The organism is Mesorhizobium sp. M1A.F.Ca.IN.020.03.2.1 (assembly GCF_004023205.1).
Taxonomy (GTDB): Bacteria; Pseudomonadota; Alphaproteobacteria; order Rhizobiales; family Rhizobiaceae; genus Mesorhizobium.
This window is the reverse complement of the sequence record NZ_RZSV01000106.1, coordinates 1-19,088: the sequence shown is the minus strand read 5'-3', so window position 1 is coordinate 19,088 and position 19,088 is coordinate 1. Positions and strand designations below refer to the sequence as shown.

Sequence of the window (19,088 nt, the reverse complement as noted above, 5' to 3'; positions counted from 1 at the left end):
CGATCATCTTCATCAATTCGCTCGGCACCGACTTGCGGATCTGGGACGATGTCGTCGCACGGCTTGCCGGTGAGATGCCGATGCTTGTCTATGACAAGCGCGGCCACGGACTTTCCGACATCGGCAGCGGCGTGCGCTCGATCGACGACCATGTCGACGATCTGAGCGCGCTCATCGACTGCTTCGGCTTCCAGAAGGTCGTGCTTTTTGGCCTGTCGGCCGGCGGCATGGTCGCGCAGGGGTTCTATGCACGGCGGCCCGAACTCGTCGAAGCGCTGATCCTCAGCGACACCGCGCACAAAATAGGTACCGCCGAGAGCTGGAACAGCCGCATCGCGACGGTCGAGCGTGACGGCATCGAGGTGATTGCCGATGGCATCATGAAGGTGTGGTTCACGCCGGATTTTCATGCCAACCGCGCCGCCGAGCTTGCTGGTTGCCGCAACATGCTGACCAGGCAGGCGCTGCCGGGTTACATCGGCACGTGCATGGCGGTTCGCGATGCGGATTTCACCGACAGCGCGCGCCGCATCGCGGTGCCGACGCTCTGCATCGTCGGCGACCAGGACGGCTCGACGCCGCCCGATCTCGTGCGCTCGCTTACCGACCTGATCCCCGGCGCGCGCTTCGAGCTGATCCGCGGCGCCGGGCACATTCCCTGCATCGAGCAGCCCGACGCGCTCGTCGCCCTGATCCGCGCCTTCGTCGCGTCGTTGCCTGAGGGAAAGCATCTCCATGGGCGATGACGCAAACAATACCAACCGATACCGGACCGGGCTCGAGGGCGACGCATCGCATCGATTGCGAGGCGGTGCGCTTCTCCTGGTGGATGACGACGATCCTTCACCGCTTCCCCGAGGCGGGTGAGTTCGGTCAGCGCATCCAGGAAGCCGAGCTCAATTATCTGGTACACTCCATTGCCGCCTCGACCGCGCTGGCGGAGAACTATGTCGGCCTGCCTTACTGAGCGGGCCGAGCCGTCAGACCCGTTCCAGTGCAATCGCAATGCCCTGGCCGACGCCGATGCACATGGTGGCCAAAGCGCAGCGTCCGCCGCGCTCGCGCAGCTCCAGCGCCGCCGTGCCGGTGATGCGCGCGCCCGACATGCCAAGCGGATGACCGAGCGCGATCGCGCCGCCGTTGGGGTTCACATGCTTCGCCTGCTCGGAAATTCCGAGTTCACGCAGCACGGCAACGCCTTGCGATGCGAAGGCTTCGTTCAACTCGACGACGTCGAATTGGTCAGGCCTCAAGCCGAGACGGGCGCAGAGCTTTTTGGTTGCCGGCGCGGGACCGATACCCATGATGCGCGGCGCGACGCCGGCAACAGCACCGCCGAGAATGCGGGCGATCGGCGTCAGGCCATGTTTCCTGGCAGCCGCTTCGGAGGCGATGATCAGCGCAGCAGCACCATCATTGACGCCGGAGGCATTGCCGGCGGTCACCGTGCCGCCCTGGCGGAACGGCGTCGGCAGCTTGGCCAGCGCCTCGATGGTCATGCCGGCGCGGGGATGCTCGTCCTTCGAGACGACGATTGGCTCGCCCTTTTTCTGCGGGATCGCCACCGGCGTGATCTCCTTCGCCAGCCGGCCATTGGCCTGCGCCGCAACAGCCTTGTCCTGGCTGCGCACGGCAAAGGCGTCCTGGTCGGCTCTGCTGACCGAAAACTCCTCGGCGACGTTCTCGCCGGTCTCCGGCATGGAATCGACGCCGTACTGCTTCTTCATCAGCGGGTTGACGAAGCGCCAGCCGATGGTGGTGTCGTAGATCTCGGCATTGCGCGAGAAGGCGGTGTCGGCCTTCGGCATGACGAAGGGCGCGCGGCTCATCGATTCCACCCCGCCGGCAATCATCAGCTCGGCCTCGCCGGCCCTGATGGCCCGGGCGGCGATGGTGACGGCATCCATGCCCGAGCCACAGAGCCGATTGATCGTGGAGCCCGGAATGTCCTGGGGAAGGCCGGCCAGCAGCAACCCCATCCGCGCCACGTTGCGGTTGTCCTCGCCGGCCTGGTTGGCGCAGCCAAAGACGACGTCGTCGACCGCGGCCCAGTCGACGCCCAGGTTGCGCTCGACCAACGCTTTCAGCGGAATGGCGGCGAGATCGTCGGCTCGCACCGAGGACAGCGCGCCGCCGAAACGGCCGATCGGCGTGCGGATATAGTCGCAGATGAAGGCATCAGTCATTGTGCAGCTTTCCCTTTGGCGGTACCTGCATGCGCGGCCTTGGTGCGCGCCTGCAAATCGCGCAACGTCTTCAGCTCGATTTCCGTCGGCGCCGGCGTCTCGTCAAGCGCCTCGGCAAATTTTGCTTCCCAGCCACAGGTCGCCTGCACCTCTTCGCGGGTGACGGCGGGATGCAGCGACATGACGGTGAATTCGTTGGTGACAGGGTCCGGCTTCCAGACGGCGAGGTCGGTGATCAGCAAGGTCGGACCGGCGGTGTCGATGCCGAGCCGCTTGCGATGGTCGCCACCCTCGCCATGGCCGAAGGAGGTGAAGAAGTCGATCTTTTCGACCATGCCGCGCTTCGACTGCGCCATGGTGATGTAGACCTCTCGCGAGGAGGTGGCGATTTCCGGCGCGCCGCCGCCGCCGGGCAGCCGCGTCTTGGGATGCGCATAGTCGCCGATGACTGTAGTGTTGATGTTGCCGAATTTGTCGAGCTGGGCGGCGCCAAGGAAGCCGATGGTGATGCGGCCGCCTTGCAGCCAGTAGCGGAACATCTCCGGCACCGCGACGGTGGTGACCGCCGTCTCGCACAATTCGCCGTCGCCGATCGACAGCGGCAAAACGTGGGGCGCGGTGGCGATGGTGCCGCTCTCGTAGATCAGCGTGATGTCGGGCGCATGCGTCAGCCGCGCGACATTGCAGGCGGCCGACGGCGCCCCGATGCCGACAAAGCAGACATCGTCGTTCTTCAGCGCACGGCTGGCGGCGATCGTCATCATCTCGCTGGGGGTGAAGCCCAGATCATTCTCGCTCATGCGGCTTTCCTCAGATGCTCGACGCGAGCCGCGAAGTCGTCTGCGCTGCTCTCGATGACGTTCTTCTGCATCCATGCCTGAAAGCGGTCGCGGTCGGCGGCGATCTCGTCCCATTCGAGATAGGCGGAGTTGTCGCGCTCGTAATAGCCATGCGTGTAGGAGGGATGGGAGCCGCCCGGCACGATCGAGATTGCCGCGATCGTCCAATTCGGCAGCACGGTGAGATTGGGGTGGAGATCGTCGAAACTGTCGACCACTTCCTCGACGGTCACCACCGCGCGTTTGGCGGCGAGCACGGCCTCTTTCTGGATGCCGATGATGCCTTCGACCAGCACATTGCCTTTGCGGTCGGCCTTCTGCGCGTGGATGAAGGCGACGTCGGGCCGGATCGCCGGAACGGCGGCCAGCACCTCGCCGGTAAACGGGCAGGTTATGGACTTGATGTTTGCATTGACGGCGGCAAGGCCTGCGCCGCGATAGCCGCGGAACACCGCGCAGGGCAGGCCGGCGGCCCCCGCCTCATAGGCGTTGGCCATGCCGGCGTGGCTGTGCTCCTCGACCTCGATCGGCCGCGGAAAGCCGTTCTCGATGGCGTCGCGAACGCGCCTGAGCAGGCCGACGCCGGGATTGCCGAGATAGGAGAAGACGATCTTCTTGGCCATGCCCATGCCGATCATCTGATCGTAGATCAGGTCGGGCGTCATGCGGATCAGCGTCAGGTCGCGAAAGCCCTGGCGGATTGCCTCATGGGCCGCGGCGGTCGGGATCAAATGGGTGAAGCCCTCGAAGGCGACCGTATCGTCATCGTGCAGAGTCTCCGCAACGGCCTTTTTCAGCGGCAGGAACTTGACCATCGTCCATTGCTCCGGAGATTAGAAGGTTCGTATCGGAGCATATGAGAGCGCCCCTCTCGCGTCACTATGAGGATGCCTGCAGGCAAACGAGGTGCAGCGCAAAACAATCGGGACATGCGGGACTTGGCCGTTGACGCTTTGTCTCACATACGCTAATGAACAGGATTATACAGGTTCATTGAACAGGTATCCATATGGCCCGTCGCGCGACGCAACTCACTCCCGGCACGGGCAAGCCCGAGCAGATCGCGACGGTTCTGGAGCACGAGATCCGCTCAGGCGTGCTCGGCTTCGGCGATCGCCTGCAGAGCGAGAACGAGCTCGTCCAGCGCTTCTCGGTCAGCCGCAACACGGTTCGCAAAGGGCTGGAAGAGCTTTCAAGCCGCGGCCTCATCACCACCAAGGTCGGCATCGGGTCCTTCGTCACTTTCGACGGCATGCCGGTCGATGACGCGATCGGCTGGTCGCGCGCGCTCGCCAATGCGGGCGCCAATGCCGAAACCCGGACGCTTAGGCTCGAGATCATCGAGGATGCCGAGCTCGCGGCAAAGCTCGGTGTCGAGAGCTCGTCTTTCATCGCCGTCGATCGCGTCCGTACCAATGCCGATGACGGCCATGCGATCTCGATCGAACGCAGCCGCCTGCCACTGTCGCCCGAGCTGGAAGACGTGCCGCTGCGCGGGCTTCGCGAAGGCTCGCTGCACCAGACGCTGCGCGGGGCAGGGCTGGTGTCCGACCATGGCGAGGAGTGGGTCGACATCGAGATGCTCAGCGCTGCTGATGCCGCCATCCTCGATTGCGCGCCGGGCACGCCGTTCCTCAGGACGCGGCGGCTGACGCGCGCCGCCGACGGCCGCGCCATCGAATTCGTCACCAGCCTGCTCAACCCGGCGCATTTCGCGCTGCATCTGGAGTTCTGAGCATGGCGGCCGACGCGATCGACCGGGCGATGGGCGCGCTGATCGGCGGCGCGCTTGGCGATGCGCTGGGCATGCCGACACAGCTTCTGTCGCCCGCCCGCATCGCCGAGCTCTATGGCCATGTCGAGGGTTTCGTTGCGCCCGCCGTCGACCATCCGGTGTCGAAGGGGCTGCCGGCAGGTGCCATCACCGACGACACCGAGCAGGCCCTGCTGCTCGGCCGCATCCTGGTCAGCTCCGGCAATCGCTTCGACCATGCGCGATGGGTCAACGCGCTGCTCGACTGGGAGCGCGACGTCAAGGCGCGTGGCAGTTACGACCTGCTTGGACCGTCGACCAAGCGGGCCATCGACGCCATCAATAACGGCGTGCCGGCGGAAGAAGCGGGGCGAACTGGCGACACGAACGGCGCCGCGATGCGGATTGCGCCGGTCGGCATTATGATCCGCCCGGAGCCGCTCGATGCCCTGGTTGCAAAAGTCGCGGAAACCTGCCGGGCTACGCACAATACGTCGATTGCGATTGCCTCCGCAGCCGCAGTTGCTGCCGCGGTCAGTCTCGGTGTTTCGGGCGCCGACTGGCGCGCTGCTTCCGGCCATGCCGTCGCGGCGGCAAAGCTTGGTGCCGCGCTCGGTCACTGGGTCACCGGCGGCGACATCGCCGAACGCATCCTCTGGGCGCAGGAACTTGTGCGCGGGAAGGGCGACCAAGAGGCGATCCGCTTGATCGTTGACCTGATCGGCACGGGGGTCGCCAGCCAGGAGTCGATTCCTGCAGCATTCGCCGTGCTGGAGGTTGCCAACGGGGATGCGTGGCGAGCGGCAGTGATCAGCGCCAATCTCGGTGGCGACACCGACACCATAGGCGCCATCGCCGCGGGCATGGCGGGCGCCTGTTCGGGCCTGTCGGGCCTGCCGCAAGATCAAATCGCGGGACTGAAGGGCATCGATCTCGCGGAGATCGAGCCGTTGGCCAATGATCTTGTCGCGGCGCGCATGCCGAAGGCCCGTGGCGGCAAGGAGGACGCCGCATGAGCGGGCGCCTCGTTCATGTCGGCAGCGCGGTGGTCGACTATGTATATCGCATCGACGCTCTCCCGGCGGTGGGCAGCGAAAAGACCGCGACGAGCTATTCGCGCGTCGCCGGCGGCGGCTTCAACATGATGGTCGCGGCGAGCCGCACCGGCATGAACGTGGTGTTCGGCGGACAGCTTGGCATCGGGGCAGACGGCGACTTCCTGCGCGCGGCTTTCGCCGCTGAAGGCATCGAGACGCTGACGCCGCCGTCACCCTTGATGGACAGCGGCAATTGCGTCGCCATGATCAGCAGCGATGCGGAACGCACCTTCGTCTCATGGCCGGGCGCAGAGAGCGTGCTGACACCGGACATGATGGCGCCCGTCCAAGTCATTCCGGGCGATTGGGTTTTCACCTCCGGCTATACGTTGAGCTACCCTGGCAGCCGCGAAGCGCTCGCCGACTGGATCGAGGCGCTGCCGGAAGAAGTTCCCGTAGTTTTCGATCCGACGCCTGTGATCGCGGAGATTCCGCGCGCGATCTTGGACAGGGTGCTTGCCCGCACCGCCTGGCTGAGCTGCAACGCGGACGAAGCCGCCGAAATAGCCGGCCGTGGCGACGCGCAGACCGTCGCGATCCGGCTTCTGGCCGAACACTGCACAAAAGCTGCGGGCGTCGTGATCCGCGCCGGCGCGCATGGCTGCCTTGTGCGGCTGGCAGAAGGCGGCACGCGCGCGATCCCCGGTTTCGCGGTCAGCGCCGTCGACACCAATGGTGCCGGCGATACGCATATCGGCGCCTTCGTCAGCGCATTGTCGCGAGGGCTGTCGCCCTGCGAAGCGGCGCGCTATGCGAACGCCGCGGCGGCCCTTTCCGTCACGCGTCATGGCGGCTCGTCCGCGCCGACCGACAGTGAGATCCAGGAATTCCTAAGCCATCGCGATCAAGTAACGATAGCGCATGGCCGGGAGGACGCGACTGCAACTTAACAAGCCCATCAACCGGGCCAACAATGAGAGGAAAAGACATGCGCATGCCCAGACTGACCGCTTTTCTGACGGCGACCGCCGTCTTCGTCTCAGCATTCACGTTTGCCGCCCAGGCCGCCGAAGAAGTGCATGTGCTCAACTGGAAGGGCTACGGCGCCGACGAGCCATGGGCGGTCGCCAACTTCGAGAAGGCGACCGGCTACAAGGTCGTCAATGACTTCTTCAACTCCGAACAGGAGATGCTGACCAAGCTGAGGACCAATCCCGGCCTCTACGACGTCGTCATGATCAACGCCGCCTTCAACGACCAGGCGATGGCCGGCAAGCTGATACAGCCGATCGATACGTCGAAGCTCTCCAACTATGCCGATATTGCCAAGGACAAGGCCGGCTCGCCAATGCTGAACCATGACGGCAAGGTCTATGGCGTGCCGTGGGTTTGGGGCCTGACCGCTCTAGCCATCAACGAGAAGTCGTTCGACAAGCCGCCGACGAGCATCGCCGAGATGTGGGATCCGGCCCATAAGGGCCGCGTCATCATCCGCGACGACGCCGTCGAGGCTGTGCAGTTCGGCGCCATCGCATCGGGGCAGAACATCAACGACATCAAGGATATGGGCGCGGTCAAGGCGAAGCTCACCTCGCTGATGCCGCAGATCAAGACCTTCTGGAGTTCGGAGAACGACTGGAACCAGATGGTTGCCTCCAACCAGATCGATATCGGCACCTACTGGAGCGGCTCCGCCGACCGCGCCAAGACGCATTTCAAGCTGCCGGTCTCGCTGGTCATCCCGCAGGAAGGCGCCGTCGCCTGGCTGGACGCCTTCTCCATCCCGGCCGGTTCCAAGAATGTCGCCGGCGCCGAGGCCTTCATAAACTACATGATCGACCCGAAATTCTATGTCGAATGGGTCACCAAGGTCGGCGCGCCGGTTTCGGCCAACACCAAGGCGGTCGAGGCGCTGCCCGAGGACGCTTTCAACCGAAAGGTCATGGGCAGCCCAGAGGTCGCCAAACGTATCCAGTTCCAGGCGCCGGTCACGGATGAGCAGCGCGAGAAATACCTGGCACTTTGGCAGGAGCTGAAGGTCAACGTGAAATAGTTGGCGTCTTACGGGGAGGAGAGGCATCATGGCAGAGCAGCTCGCGACCGGTTCGCGCCGCGGACTGCGGCCAGCCCTGCCGCTTCTGCTTCCCGCTTATCTGTGGTTGACGGTGGCGATCTTTCTGCCGCTGTCGGCCATGGTGTTCTTCTCCTTCATGACCGATCTGCCGCTGGCCGGGAAAGAGTGGTGGTTCACGCTTGGCAACTACGCCGCCTTCTTCTCGCAAAGCCTTTATCTGACACTTCTTCTGGCTTCGCTGCGGCTCGGCCTCGAGGTCACGCTTTGGTGCGTCGTCATCGGATATCCGGCGGCTTACGTGCTGGCGAAGGTTCTTAAAGGCCGCAGCCGCGAGGCGATCTTTCTGCTGGTCATCCTGCCTTTCTGGTCGAACGGGCTGGTGCGAATCTTCTCCTGGGCCATGGTGCTGCGTGAGGGCGGCATTCTCGACACCACGCTCAATGCCGTCTTGCCGTTCAAGATCAATATCGATCTCATGTATTCCTACCCGGCGGTCATCATCGGTCTGGTGCACTCCTACGTGCCCTATATGGTGCTGACCTGTTACCTCACGCTGCAGGCGATCGACGACTCGCTGATCGAGGCGGGCCGCTCGCTCGGGGCTTCGCGGCTGCAGGTGCTCAAGCGGGTGATCATCCCGCTGTCGATGCCCGGCCTGATCGCGGGTGCGGCGCTGATCTTCGTGCCGGTCGTGGGTTCTTTCATGGAGCCGCGCATCCTCGGCGGCCGCACCGGCACTTTCTACGGCACCGTCATAGAGGACCAGTTTGTTGCCGTCTTCAACTGGCCGCTGGGCGCGGCGCTCTCCTTCATCCTGCTTGCCGTAGTGCTGGTCATCCTGGCGCTCGCGGCACCGGTCTTGCGGAGGGCCGGCTGATGGCGACGACGCGCATTCTGGAGTGGGTCGGGCGCTTTTACATCTTCCTGTTGCTCGGCTTCCTTTATGTGCCGATCATCATCATGGCGCTGATGTCGTTCAACGCCTCGCCTTTTTACCAGCTGCCGTTCGAGTGGACGACGGACTGGTATGCTTCGCTCTGGCAAAACGACCAGCTGATCGCGGCGACCTGGAACAGCATCGAGATCGCGATCATCACCACCGTCATCTCGACGGTGCTCGGGTCAGCCGCCTCGCTGGCGCTCTACCGCTACGAGTTCCGCGGCAAGAAATTCCTGCAGGCGCTGCTCTTCCCGCCGATCGCCATTCCGTGGCTGATCACCGGCACCGCGATGCTGATCTTCTTCTTCGGCATCGGCATCGGTCGCGGGCTCATCGCGATCCTGCTCGGCCATGTCGCGCTGGCGCTGCCCTACGTCATCGTGGTCGTGTCCGCCCGCCTGCAAACCTTCGCGCCGGAGCTGGAAGAAGCGGCGCGTTCGCTCGGCGCCAATCAGTGGCAGGTTACCGTGCGCGTAACTTTGCCCTGGATCATGCCTGGCGTGATCGCCGGCGGACTGTTCGCATTCGCTGTCTCCTTCGACCAGTTCGTGGTCTCGTATTTCCTGTCGACGCCAGGCCAGACAACACTGCCGGTCGAAATCTACGCCGCGATCCGCAAGGGATTCACGCCCGAGATCAACGCGGTGTCGACCATCATCATCGTGGTGTCGATGGCGCTCATGCTGCTGACGGCGCGCTTCTTCAAATTCGGCGGAGAGAAATAATGGCCGGCGTCCAGGTATCGAACGTCTCCCGCAGTTTCGGCGCGCACAAGGCGCTGGACCATGTCTCGATCGACTTTCCCGACGGTGGCTTCTATGCGCTGCTCGGGCCTTCGGGCAGCGGCAAGACCACGCTGCTCAGGCAGATCGCCGGCTTCGACTTTCCGGATACCGGACGCATCGCCATCGGCGGCGAAAGCGTCGAGCGCGTGCCGGTAGAAAAGCGCCGCATCGGCATGGTGTTCCAGAACTATGCGCTCTTTCCCAATATGAGCGTCGCCGACAATGTCGCTTTCGGCCTTTCGGTGCGCGGCGAGCCGAAGGCGACGATCGCTACGGAAGTGCAGCGGGCGCTGGATCTCGTCCAACTCGGCAAGCTCGGCGGCCGGCGGCCGCACCAGCTCTCGGGCGGCCAGCGGCAGCGTGTGGCGCTGGCGCGCGCCATCGTCACCAAGCCGCGCGTGCTTTTGCTCGACGAGCCGCTCGGCGCGCTTGACAAGGCGCTGCGCGTCGACATGCAGATCGAGCTGAAGCGCATCCAGCGCGAGATCGGCATCACCACCATCTTCGTCACCCACGACCAGGAAGAGGCGCTGACGATGAGCGACCGCATCGGCATATTGCGCGACGGCCGACTGGTGCAGGAGGGGCCGCCGGAGGAGATCTACGACAGGCCGCAAAGCGAGTTCGCCGCGACCTTCCTCGGCGACGCCAACATCTTTCGCGGCGATGCGACCGGCAACGGCATCAGGCTGCCCGACGGTACAGCAATCGCCGCTGCGTCGGGTGCGTCTCTCTCGGCCGGCGCCAAGGCGAGCTGCGCCGTGCGGCCCGAGCGCATCCAGATTTCAACCGGCTCTGCAACGTCCGAGGCGGGATATGCCAACACGGTCAGGGGCCAGGTTTCAAAACGCATCTTCGCCGGCAACAACAGCACCTATTTCGTCGACCGCGATGGACAGACGGTGAAGGTCATTGTCCAGAACACCGGCGCCGAGCGGCTGGCCGAAGGCCAAGAAGTGATGCTCAGCTGGTCGCCGGAGAGCACGGTGCTGATCGCCGCGTAAGCCGGATCCCCGGTCCCTGATGGGAAATGATGGCGCGGCCCTTGGCTGACCGCCTGATCCTGGCGTTAAATCCAGTCCTCGACGGGAGGAATGGATGGCGAGCATGGATTTCGAGCCGGACGTGAAAGTCCGGGTCAAGGAGTACCGGATCGGCTGCATCGGCGCCGGCATGATCATGGCCGAGTGCCATCTCGCCGCCTACGCGCAAGCCGGCTTTCCGGTGGTGGCGATCGCCTCACGAACCAGGACGAATGCCGAAAAGGTCGCCGGCCGCTGGGGCATTCCGACCGTCTGCGATACGCCGGAGCGGCTGATCGAAGACAGCCGCGTCGAGATCGTCGACCTTGCCTTCCCGCCGGACCAGCAGCCCGCGCTGATCCGCCATGCACTGAAGCAGCCGCACATCAAGGCGATTCTGGCGCAGAAGCCGCTGGCGCTCTCGGTCGAGGAAGCGGTGAAGCTGCGCGACGAGGCGGCGGCCCCCGGCAAGATCCTCTCGGTCAACCAGAACATGCGCTACGACCAGTCGATGCGCGTCTTGAAGCAGATCATCGATAGCGGCGCGCTGGGCGAGATCGTCTTCGCCGAGATCGACATGCATGCCATCCCGCACTGGCAAACCTTCCTCGCCGGATATGACCGGCTGACGCTCGCCAATATGAGTGTGCACCACCTCGACGTGCTGCGCTTCCTGTTCGGCGACCCTGACGAAATCACGACGCTGACGCGCAGGGATCCGCGCACCAAGTTCGAACATTCCGACGGCATCACCGTTTCGACGCTGCGCTTTCCCTCCGGCGTGCTCGCGGTGTCGCTGGAGGACGTCTGGTCCGGCCCGCGTCAGCAAGGCTATTCCGACGACCAGCATATCGACTGGCGCGTCGATGGCACCAAGGGTGTCGCTAAGGGCACGATCGGTTGGCCGAAGGGCGTCGCCTCGACGCTGACCTACGCCTCGACAGAGACGACCGGCGGCAAATGGGTCAGCCCGAGCTGGGAGACGATGTGGTTTCCGCATGCCTTCATCGGCGTCATGGAGCAACTGCAATATGCGCTCAAGACCGGCACGCCGCCGGCGCTTTCCGTTGCCGACAATGTCAACACCATGGCGCTGGTGGAGGCCGGTTACCGGTCGATGGCGGAGGGCCGCACCATCAGGCTGTCCGAAATCCCTGTCGACCAGGCGACTAAGAAACAGGGCAATTGAATCGCTTATCGGGAGGACTTCACCTCATGATGCAGGCAGGTATCTTCACAGGCTATTTTCCGTATGAGCTCGAGGAGGTCGCCAGGCGCATCCGGGCGCTCGATTTCAACACCGTGCAGCTCGACCTGCATTTCAAGGATATCGACCTCTCGGCCGGACAGATCACCAGGGACAAGGCGAGGCGGGTGCGCGATACGTTCCGCGACCACAACCTGCCGGTTTGCTGCGTGTCCGGCTACACGAACATCATCCACCCGGACAGGGCCGAGCGCGAGCGGCGGCTTGCCTACCTGAAGGAGATCATCCGGAACGCGCGCGATTTCGGCTCGCCTTACGTGATCTCGGAAACCGGCACCTACAACACCGAATCCGACTGGGTGCATCATCCGAAGAACAAGACCGAGGAGGGTTTTGAGGAGTGCCGCAAGGTGATCTCGGATCTTGCCCAGACCTCCTACGACCACGGCGCGGTGTTCCTGCTCGAAACCTACGTCAACAACGTTGTCGGCTCGGTCGAGGAGACGGTCAGGATGTTCGCTCAGGTCGATCATCCCGGCCTCGGCCTGTTGATGGACCCGACGAACTATTTCGAGGCGCACAACATCGACCGCATGGATCAAGTGCTGAACCAGGTGTTCGACACGCTGACGGACAAGATCAAAATCGCGCATGCCAAGGATGTGAAGCGTTCGGGCGGCGACAAGACGGAGAAGCATGCCGACATCGGCGACGCGGAGGCGCATGAGGGGCTGACCTTCCGCGGCGTCGGCGAGATCGAACTGCCGGCGCCGGGGCTCGGCGCGCTGAATTACGATCTCTATCTCAAGCGTCTCAGCAAAAAGCACCCGAACATCCCGGTGATCATCGAGCATCTCGACGAGGAGGACGTGCCGCGCGCCAAGAAATTCCTCGACGGGAAATTCCGCGCCAACGGGCTTTAATGACGATGACGACCACCGGTACGAAGCGCGACTACAGCCTTGTCGGCGAGAGCACGCGGCTTGCGATAGAGACCGGACTTGCATCGGCCGAGTGGTACCACACCGACGTGCCGCGCAAGGTGATGAAGGAGCTGATGCAGCGTTGCGACGGGCCGGCGATCCGCGATAGCGTCATCTGGATCTCGGCGATCCTGGGCTCAGCCGCCGGTATTGTCTGGTTCTGGGGCACGTGGTGGGTCGTGCCATTCATGTTCGTCTATGGCGTGCTCTATGGCTCGTCGAGCGACTCGCGCTGGCACGAATGCGGGCACGGCACCGCGTTTCGCACGCGCTGGATGAACGATGTCGTTTATCACATCGCCTCGTTCATGCTGATGCGAAACCCGGTGCAGTGGCGCTGGAGCCATGCCCGTCACCACACCGACACGATCATTGTCGGCCGCGATGCCGAGATCGCCGTTATGCGGCCCCCGGACCTCATCAAGGCTGCGCTCGCCTTCACGGGCATTCTCGACTTCCGCTATTCGCTGCCCACGCTGGTGCGCCAGGCCTTCGGCAAGCTGTCGGACGACGAGAAGAGCTACGTCCCGGAGATGGAGCAGCATAAGGCGGTGATCGCGGCGCGCTGGCACATCGCGGTATACGTCGCGACGATCGCTGTGGCGATCGCGCTTAGGTCATGGATACCGCTGGTGCTGATCGGCTTGCCGCGGCTCTACGGCACCTGGCACATGGTGACGACCGGCCTGCTGCAGCATATCGGGCTGGCCGACAACGTCACCGACCATCGGCTCAACACGCGCACGGTTTACATGAACCCGATCAGCCGGTTCATCTACTGGAACATGAACTACCATGTGGAGCATCACATGTTCCCGATGGTGCCCTATCATGCGCTGCCCAGGCTGCATGACTTGATCAAGCACGATTTGCCGGAGCCGAGCCCGTCGATGTGGCATGCCTATCGCGAGGTCTGGCCGGTGCTGGTCAGGCAGCTGAAATACGAGGACTATTACCTCAAGCGCGAATTGCCGCCGACGGCCAAGCCTTACCGCGGCGATTCCACGATCTCGACATAACGGCTGCGGCTGCCGAATAAGGTCGGTGCGCGCGGCAGTTGTGCGAACCCAATCAGGAGAAGGACGATGGCGGAGTGGGTCGAAGCTTGCGCGGTCGACGAGGTGGATGAGGAGGACGTGATCCGCTTCGACCATGGCGGCCGCACCTTCGCGATCTACCGCTCGCCTGACGACGAGTTCTTCGCCACCGACGGTTTCTGCACGCATGAAAAGGCGCATTTGGCCGACGGGCTGGTGATGGACGACATCATCGAATGCCCGAAGCATAATGGCCGCTTCAACTATAAGACCGGCCAGGCCAAGGGCGCGCCGGTCTGCGTCAACCTCAAAACCTATCCAGTCAAGGTCGAGGCCGGCAAGGTGATGATCGATATCGGCTGAAGGCAAGCGGAGCGCATCGCGGCGTTCTCGGAAAATGTCGGCGACGTCAACAGCGGCGCCTATCCGGAAGACCGGCACATCGTGCATATGGATCCAGACGAGCTCAGGCGTTTCATGAAGAAAGTGGACGCAAGAGCCTGAACGGGCACTGCGATGGGTCTGCCTGGGTTCGCCGCCAAGTGCGGCAGGTATTGGGCCGGCCTCGCGGCCCGAGCCGGTAAGCTTTCGTCGAGAGATCGGCGCCTATTTCCGTAGCTTGACCACGCCCATCAGGACCTCCGGATAGGTTGCGGCCATCATCCCCTGATCGGCCTGCGCGGCAAAAATGGCGGTGCACCGTTCGGCGCTGAATCGGAAACGGCGTCTGTATTTTTCCTTGTTGAGAATGATCCCGGAGAGGCCGTCGAATTTGCGGAGCAATCGCTTGCGCAGACCTCTCGTCCAGAGCGGACGCTTGAACCGATCGAGCCAGGGCGTATCTTTCGCCAGGTTGCGATAGATCGCCATCGCGGCGAGTTCCACTCCTTCAGGGCTTGGCCACCACGGCTTTCCGAAGGTGAAATGACGCGCGAAGGCTCTACTGAAGGGTATCTGGCTGGAATAGTTGGTCTGCAGATTCCAGAGCGGATGCATCGTTTGCCAGCGTCCGGCAAACGCTATGTTGAGCGCTCCCTGATCGAGCTTCGGTACCCGCCGCAGCGCCAGTTCGCGCGCCCGCTCCAAGAGCCCCTCGGCGCGGATCATTGGCATGTTCAGCACCAGTATGCCGGCGTTGAAATGCGATGAGCCGGGCTCCATCTCAAGAGACTCACGGCAGCTCGGATCGAAATAGGTCTGTTCGTCATGGGCCGCCAAGAGTGGGGCATTCAGTTCAACATCGGCCAAGTCGGTGATCGACCGGTTGAAGATAACATCGGTGTCCACATAGACGAGCCTGTCGTAGGGCTCGAATACCGCCAGCTTGTCGGCAAGCAGGCGAATGTAGGTTGCTACGCTGAGGTGACCGGGATCGAAATCGAATTCCTTCATGAGATCGGACACGTCGACGATCTTGACGGCAGCCCCGAGCAATCGGTCCGCGACCGGCAAATCCTCAGTTCCGGCGCCGATATGAAGGATGAAACCGTCGATAGGCGCAGATACGTCCAGTATGCGCCGCGCGCCCAGAACAGCGTATGGGAAATTTTTTGCGTCTGCCGCCAAGACGAAGCAGGAACGATGCAATTGAGCCACCCCTTATATGCCCTTGGCTCTTCATATCCGAACTCATCGTGCAACCCAAGAGGGTGCCGAGGGCGCCGTCCGGCGGGCCCATAAGCGGCGGAGCCCGGCCATCCGATTCGGGGCGAGCGGCCAGTTGGCCTGAGGGTTGGCTTGGGCGGGTGGTGATCTCGATCGTCCGCAACGATGCGGTGCACTGATCTCGTTTAGTCGAGCAGTATTTGGTGCACCGCAGGGAGCCAATACCCGTCGGCGAGCACCGCATGGAGCGCATCGGCATGGGATCCGAGCGGCCGGTCTTCCTTAAGCGTCGGCACATGGGCGCGGACGGCCGCGTGGATCGCGCTGGTGGCCGGCGCAAGTGTCAGACCTTCGCGAAGATCGACGGCCTGTGCGGCGGCCATAAGCTCCAGGGCGATCAGCCGCCGCCACAGTACGATCATCTCGACGCATTTGGCGACGGCGAGGGGAGTCTGCGTCGCATGATCCTCAACACCTTCGGACACGGGCAGGAAGTCGAGCATCACCGGATTGGCCTTGTGGCGGATGGCGGCCAGGATCGCCGTCACCGTCTTCTGCAGCGGCACGAAGCCGGCGGACGCGCCGCCGATTGGCGACAGATATTTCGGCAAGCCGTGGCGGGTTGAGCCGGTGAGCTGGATGAAGCGCGCGGCCGACGCCGCCGCGCATTGCGCAATCGCCAGACCTAGCGTCTCGAAGGCGAGCGACAGCGAGGCGGTGTGGAAATTGCCGGTCGACAGCACGAGTGAGTCGTTGGCGAGCACCAGCGGGTTGTCGGCGGACGCGTTGAGCTCGATCTCGACCGTGAGCCGGGCATGGTCGATCGCCTGGATGAGCGCGCCGTGGATCGAGGGCATGCAGCGGATCGACAGCGGATCCTGAAGGGTGGTCGGCGCGGGCGTCCCGTCGCGGGTGAGCAGGTCGCGCAACGCCTTTGCCGCTACCTGCTGGCAGGCGGCCGGCCGCGCCAGATGCAGGCGCGGGTCAAGGATGGTGCGGTTGGCCCCGAACGCTTCCATGGTGAGCGCGCCGGCCTGCTCCTGCTGTTCGAGTGCCGACAGCGCGTCGACGAGCGCCAGCGCGCCGGCGCCGGTAGAAACCGCGGAAGCGTTGATCAGCGACAGACCATCCTTCGGTGCCAGGCTGACTGGCGCAAGCCGCGCCATCATCAGCGCCTTTGCCGAAGGCATGCGCCTGCCCTGATAGTCGGCATCGCCTTCGCCGATCAGCGTGTGGGCTATCGCGGTCATCAGCACCAGGTCGCCGGCGCCGATCGAGCCCAGCGACGGCATCACCGGATGGATGCCGGCGTTGAGCAGATCGACAAGCGCGGTGAGGACATGCGGCGACAGGCCGGAGCCGCCGGCGGAAAGCATGGCGATGCGGGCAAACATTGCGGCGCGCACGAGCTGGGCGGGCAATGGGTTTCCCACCGCAGCTCCGCGTCCGTCGAGAAGCTGGCGCTGGAAGGCACCGGCATCGCCTTCGACAGCCGTGCCGAGATTGGCGCCCAGCCCGGTGTTCAGCCCATAGATCTGCTGGCCGCCGGCAGCGGCGTCATCGAGGACCTGGCGGGCCTTGCCGAGTTTCTCGATGACCGCCGGCGTGATCTCGACCTTGCCTGCACTGCGCGCTACGGCGGCCACGTCCTCGATGCTGACGCCGGCGCCGGTGAGAACGAGCGGGGTCATGCGAAACGCAGCCTCTGGCCGATGCCTTGTTCCGCGGCTTTGGCCAGCATCGCCTTGCCGAGCGCGATGTCGGAGAGCGACAGACCCCGATGCCAGAACAGGATCGTCTCGCCGTCGCTTTGCCGGCCCGCTTTGTGCCCGGCAGCGATCTGGCCGAGCTCGGCATGCAGCGTCGCCTCGCTCAGCCGTCCCGTCTCGACATGGGCGCGCAGCGAGCCGAACTTGCCGCCCTTGCACTGACCCCAGTCGTCGACGACGATCTTTTGCATGATGTCGGTAAGCGAAAGCTCCACCGCGCTCATCGTGCCATAGGGCACGACCAGCGCGCCGCGCTTGATCCAGGCGGTCTTGAGCAGGGGTTGCGGTTCCGGTAGCCGCGAGGCTTCGACAACGATGTCGGCGCCTTCCACGCAGCTCTTCCAGTCGGCAACGGCGACAACCGGCTTGCCGAGGTCGGCGGCAAGCTTCGCGGCGAAAGCGTCGCGGCTTTCGGGGCGGCGCGAATGGACGCGGATCTCGTCGAAGTCGAACAGGTGATCGAGCAGTCGCACGTTCCAGTAGGCGGTGCCGCGCGCGCCGATGTGACCGAGCGCCCTGGATGATTTCTTCGCCAGATGCTTGGCGCCGATGGCGGTGACCGCGCCGGTGCGCATATCGGTGATGACGGTGGCGTCGAGGATGGCGCGTGGCGCGCCGGTGCGCGGGTCGAACAGGTTGAGTATGCCGAATTCGGACGGCAGGGCGTGCAGGTAGTTGTCGACATAATCGCCGACGATCTTGACGCCGGCCGCATCGAGCGGCGCCACATAGCCGCGCAGCACGTTGAAATGACCGCGGAAGGACGGATCCGGCTCAAGATGGACGCGCGGCTCGATCACCGTCTGGCCCTTGCCCTGGGCGACGAGCCCGGCCTCGACGGCGCCGATGATCTCGGCATCGCTCAGGCCAAGGGCTTCAATGTCGAGAGCATTGAGGTAGTCGATATAGATCGGCTTCATGCATTTCCCTCGTCCGGCCCGCGCTCATCCATAACAGGCGGCGGGGCGACACGAAAGTTTGTTGGATAAGCTCTGGACTGGTTCAGCCTTATGCTGTTCAACCGGCGCGTCATGACCAGCATCCCCGACAATGAGGCCGTATCCCAGCTCGTGCCGACGGCGGCGCGCCAGGCGCGGCGCGTCGCGCTGATCGTTGCCGTCGCCTTTTTCATGCAGTTGCTGGATTCGACGATCATCTCGACGTCGCTGCCGCAGATGGGGCAGTCTTTCGGCGTGCCGGCAGTGGCGATGAGCATCGGGATCACCGCTTACATGTTGACCATGGCGGTGTTCGTGCCGTTGTCGGCCTGGCTTGCCGACCGGTTTGGCGCGCGCAACATTTTCCTCGTCGCGATCGGGCTGTTCACGCTGGCGTCGATCGCCTGCGGCTACTCACAGAGCCTGACGCAATTCGTTGCCGCCCGCATCGTTCAGGGCCTCGGCAGCGCCTTGATGACGCCGGTCGGCCGCATCCTGGTGCTGCGCAACGCCGCCAAGTCCGAATTGCTTGCCGCCACGGCGCTGATCACCTGGCCGGCCTTGTTCGCGCCGGTGATCGGGCCGATGCTCGGCGGCTTCATCACCACCTATCTGTCCTGGCACTGGAACTTCTTCATCAACGTTCCGCTCGGCCTCGCCGGGCTGCTGCTTGTCGCGCGCTTCGTTCCGGGCGATCGCGAATCCGAGACCAGGCCGCTCGACTGGCCGGGATTCTTCCTCACCGCGCTCGGCCTCGCCGCGATGCTCTATGGGCTGGAACGGCTTGCGCATCCCGAGGATGGCATGCTGCCGACAGTGGGCCTGGTTGCCGCCGGCGTCGCCGTCGGCTGGTTCGCCGTGCGGCACTTGCGGCGGGTGACGCATCCGCTGCTCGACCTGTCCCCCTTCAAAG

At 64.0% G+C, this 19,088-nt stretch carries 18 protein-coding genes and 3 pseudogenes; 15 read left to right on the top strand and 6 right to left on the bottom strand.

What is annotated here, in order from left to right; translation table 11 throughout:
* Together pcaD and EOA79_RS17915 are read left to right on the top strand one after the other, a co-directional pair.
* A partial coding sequence (gene pcaD / locus EOA79_RS17920; protein WP_128293131.1) for a 3-oxoadipate enol-lactonase occupies positions 1-746 on the top strand: 746 nt, incomplete at its 5' end.
* Between the two features lie 59 nt (positions 747-805).
* Positions 806-967 (top strand): annotated as a pseudogene (locus tag EOA79_RS17915) (4-hydroxybenzoate 3-monooxygenase); the annotation flags it as partial.
* Positions 968-980: 13 nt separating this feature from the next.
* Here EOA79_RS17915 and pcaF read toward each other — a convergent pair.
* Genes pcaF through EOA79_RS17900 form a run of 3 tightly spaced genes read right to left on the bottom strand, consistent with a single transcriptional unit; the run spans position 981 to position 3,840 of the window.
* A complete protein-coding gene (gene pcaF / locus EOA79_RS17910) occupies positions 981-2,186 on the bottom strand; it encodes a 3-oxoadipyl-CoA thiolase (RefSeq protein WP_095824979.1) in 1,206 nt (401 codons plus the stop codon).
* Positions 2,183-2,986: a CoA-transferase subunit beta gene (locus EOA79_RS17905; protein ID WP_127334912.1), complete on the bottom strand. Its 804-nt coding sequence runs from the start codon at positions 2,984-2,986 to the stop codon at positions 2,183-2,185. The genes pcaF and EOA79_RS17905 overlap by 4 nt, the downstream gene beginning before the upstream one ends.
* Positions 2,983-3,840 (bottom strand): CoA transferase subunit A, encoded by an 858-nt coding sequence (locus EOA79_RS17900; protein WP_095824977.1) that lies wholly within the window; start codon positions 3,838-3,840, stop codon positions 2,983-2,985. Before EOA79_RS17900 ends, EOA79_RS17905 begins: the two co-directional genes overlap by 4 nt.
* 194 nt (positions 3,841-4,034) lie before the next feature.
* Between EOA79_RS17900 and EOA79_RS17895 the strand changes: the two genes are divergently transcribed.
* The 12 genes and pseudogenes from EOA79_RS17895 to EOA79_RS34285 form a co-directional block, all read left to right on the top strand.
* Positions 4,035-4,760, top strand: coding sequence for a GntR family transcriptional regulator (locus tag EOA79_RS17895; RefSeq protein WP_066992221.1), 726 nt, complete (start codon positions 4,035-4,037; stop codon positions 4,758-4,760).
* Positions 4,761-4,762: 2 nt separating this feature from the next.
* A complete protein-coding gene (locus EOA79_RS17890; RefSeq protein WP_095824976.1) occupies positions 4,763-5,794 on the top strand; it encodes an ADP-ribosylglycohydrolase family protein in 1,032 nt (343 codons plus the stop codon).
* Complete coding sequence (locus tag EOA79_RS17885; RefSeq protein WP_127334913.1) at positions 5,791-6,765, top strand: PfkB family carbohydrate kinase; 975 nt, start codon at positions 5,791-5,793, stop codon at positions 6,763-6,765. Before EOA79_RS17890 ends, EOA79_RS17885 begins: the two co-directional genes overlap by 4 nt.
* Positions 6,766-6,803: 38 nt before the next feature.
* Positions 6,804-7,868, top strand: coding sequence for an ABC transporter substrate-binding protein (locus tag EOA79_RS17880; protein WP_066992230.1), 1,065 nt, complete (start codon positions 6,804-6,806; stop codon positions 7,866-7,868).
* Between the two features lie 28 nt (positions 7,869-7,896).
* A complete protein-coding gene (locus EOA79_RS17875; RefSeq protein WP_095824974.1) occupies positions 7,897-8,766 on the top strand; it encodes an ABC transporter permease in 870 nt (289 codons plus the stop codon).
* A complete protein-coding gene (locus tag EOA79_RS17870; protein WP_095824973.1) occupies positions 8,766-9,554 on the top strand; it encodes an ABC transporter permease in 789 nt (262 codons plus the stop codon). Before EOA79_RS17875 ends, EOA79_RS17870 begins: the two co-directional genes overlap by 1 nt.
* On the top strand, positions 9,554-10,618 hold the full coding sequence (locus tag EOA79_RS17865) for an ABC transporter ATP-binding protein (protein ID WP_095824972.1): 1,065 nt from the start codon (positions 9,554-9,556) through the stop codon (positions 10,616-10,618). The genes EOA79_RS17870 and EOA79_RS17865 overlap by 1 nt, the downstream gene beginning before the upstream one ends.
* A gap of 94 nt (positions 10,619-10,712) precedes the next feature.
* Complete coding sequence (locus tag EOA79_RS17860; RefSeq protein ID WP_095824971.1) at positions 10,713-11,825, top strand: Gfo/Idh/MocA family oxidoreductase; 1,113 nt, start codon at positions 10,713-10,715, stop codon at positions 11,823-11,825.
* 26 nt (positions 11,826-11,851) lie between these two features.
* Complete coding sequence (locus tag EOA79_RS17855; protein WP_095824970.1) at positions 11,852-12,766, top strand: sugar phosphate isomerase/epimerase; 915 nt, start codon at positions 11,852-11,854, stop codon at positions 12,764-12,766.
* Between the two features lie 5 nt (positions 12,767-12,771).
* A pseudogene (locus EOA79_RS17850) lies at positions 12,772-13,865 on the top strand (fatty acid desaturase family protein).
* Between the two features lie 46 nt (positions 13,866-13,911).
* On the top strand, positions 13,912-14,226 hold the full coding sequence (locus EOA79_RS17845; RefSeq protein ID WP_095824968.1) for a MocE family 2Fe-2S type ferredoxin: 315 nt from the start codon (positions 13,912-13,914) through the stop codon (positions 14,224-14,226).
* A 3-nt stretch (positions 14,227-14,229) separates the two neighbouring features.
* Positions 14,230-14,367, top strand: a pseudogene (locus EOA79_RS34285) (3-methyl-2-oxobutanoate hydroxymethyltransferase); the annotation flags it as partial.
* A 102-nt stretch (positions 14,368-14,469) separates the two neighbouring features.
* On the opposite strand, the gene EOA79_RS17835 reads toward EOA79_RS34285, so the two are convergent.
* From EOA79_RS17835 to EOA79_RS17825, 3 genes are all read right to left on the bottom strand, one after another.
* Positions 14,470-15,459 carry a glycosyltransferase gene (locus EOA79_RS17835; protein ID WP_127334914.1) on the bottom strand — a complete coding sequence of 330 codons (990 nt, stop codon included), beginning with the start codon at positions 15,457-15,459 and terminating at the stop codon, positions 14,470-14,472.
* Between the two features lie 194 nt (positions 15,460-15,653).
* On the bottom strand, positions 15,654-17,159 hold the full coding sequence (hutH, locus tag EOA79_RS17830) for a histidine ammonia-lyase (protein ID WP_095802323.1): 1,506 nt from the start codon (positions 17,157-17,159) through the stop codon (positions 15,654-15,656).
* Entirely contained in the window at positions 17,156-18,157 is a 1,002-nt protein-coding gene (locus EOA79_RS17825) for an ornithine cyclodeaminase family protein (RefSeq protein WP_095824967.1), read from the bottom strand. The genes hutH and EOA79_RS17825 overlap by 4 nt, the downstream gene beginning before the upstream one ends.
* A gap of 111 nt (positions 18,158-18,268) precedes the next feature.
* Between EOA79_RS17825 and EOA79_RS17820 the strand changes: the two genes are divergently transcribed.
* A partial coding sequence (locus EOA79_RS17820; RefSeq protein ID WP_128293132.1) for an MFS transporter occupies positions 18,269-19,088 on the top strand: 820 nt, incomplete at its 3' end.

Bases quoted from the DNA above. Each gene is read 5' to 3' on its own strand.
- EOA79_RS17875 (WP_095824974.1), top strand. From the start codon at position 7,897: ATGGCAGAGCAGCTCGCGACCGGTTCGCGCCGCGGACTGCGGCCAGCC.
- EOA79_RS17845 (WP_095824968.1), top strand. From the start codon at position 13,912: ATGGCGGAGTGGGTCGAAGCTTGCGCGGTCGACGAGGTGGATGAGGAG.
- EOA79_RS17870 (WP_095824973.1), top strand. From the start codon at position 8,766: ATGGCGACGACGCGCATTCTGGAGTGGGTCGGGCGCTTTTACATCTTC.
- EOA79_RS17885 (WP_127334913.1), top strand. From the start codon at position 5,791: ATGAGCGGGCGCCTCGTTCATGTCGGCAGCGCGGTGGTCGACTATGTA.
- EOA79_RS17890 (WP_095824976.1), top strand. From the start codon at position 4,763: ATGGCGGCCGACGCGATCGACCGGGCGATGGGCGCGCTGATCGGCGGC.
- EOA79_RS17895 (WP_066992221.1), top strand. From the start codon at position 4,035: ATGGCCCGTCGCGCGACGCAACTCACTCCCGGCACGGGCAAGCCCGAG.
- hutH (WP_095802323.1), bottom strand. From the start codon at position 17,159: ATGACCCCGCTCGTTCTCACCGGCGCCGGCGTCAGCATCGAGGACGTG.
- EOA79_RS17900 (WP_095824977.1), bottom strand. From the start codon at position 3,840: ATGGTCAAGTTCCTGCCGCTGAAAAAGGCCGTTGCGGAGACTCTGCAC.
- pcaF (WP_095824979.1), bottom strand. From the start codon at position 2,186: ATGACTGATGCCTTCATCTGCGACTATATCCGCACGCCGATCGGCCGT.
- EOA79_RS17880 (WP_066992230.1), top strand. From the start codon at position 6,804: ATGCGCATGCCCAGACTGACCGCTTTTCTGACGGCGACCGCCGTCTTC.
- EOA79_RS17865 (WP_095824972.1), top strand. From the start codon at position 9,554: ATGGCCGGCGTCCAGGTATCGAACGTCTCCCGCAGTTTCGGCGCGCAC.
- EOA79_RS17855 (WP_095824970.1), top strand. From the start codon at position 11,852: ATGATGCAGGCAGGTATCTTCACAGGCTATTTTCCGTATGAGCTCGAG.
- EOA79_RS17905 (WP_127334912.1), bottom strand. From the start codon at position 2,986: ATGAGCGAGAATGATCTGGGCTTCACCCCCAGCGAGATGATGACGATC.
- EOA79_RS17825 (WP_095824967.1), bottom strand. From the start codon at position 18,157: ATGAAGCCGATCTATATCGACTACCTCAATGCTCTCGACATTGAAGCC.
- EOA79_RS17860 (WP_095824971.1), top strand. From the start codon at position 10,713: ATGGCGAGCATGGATTTCGAGCCGGACGTGAAAGTCCGGGTCAAGGAG.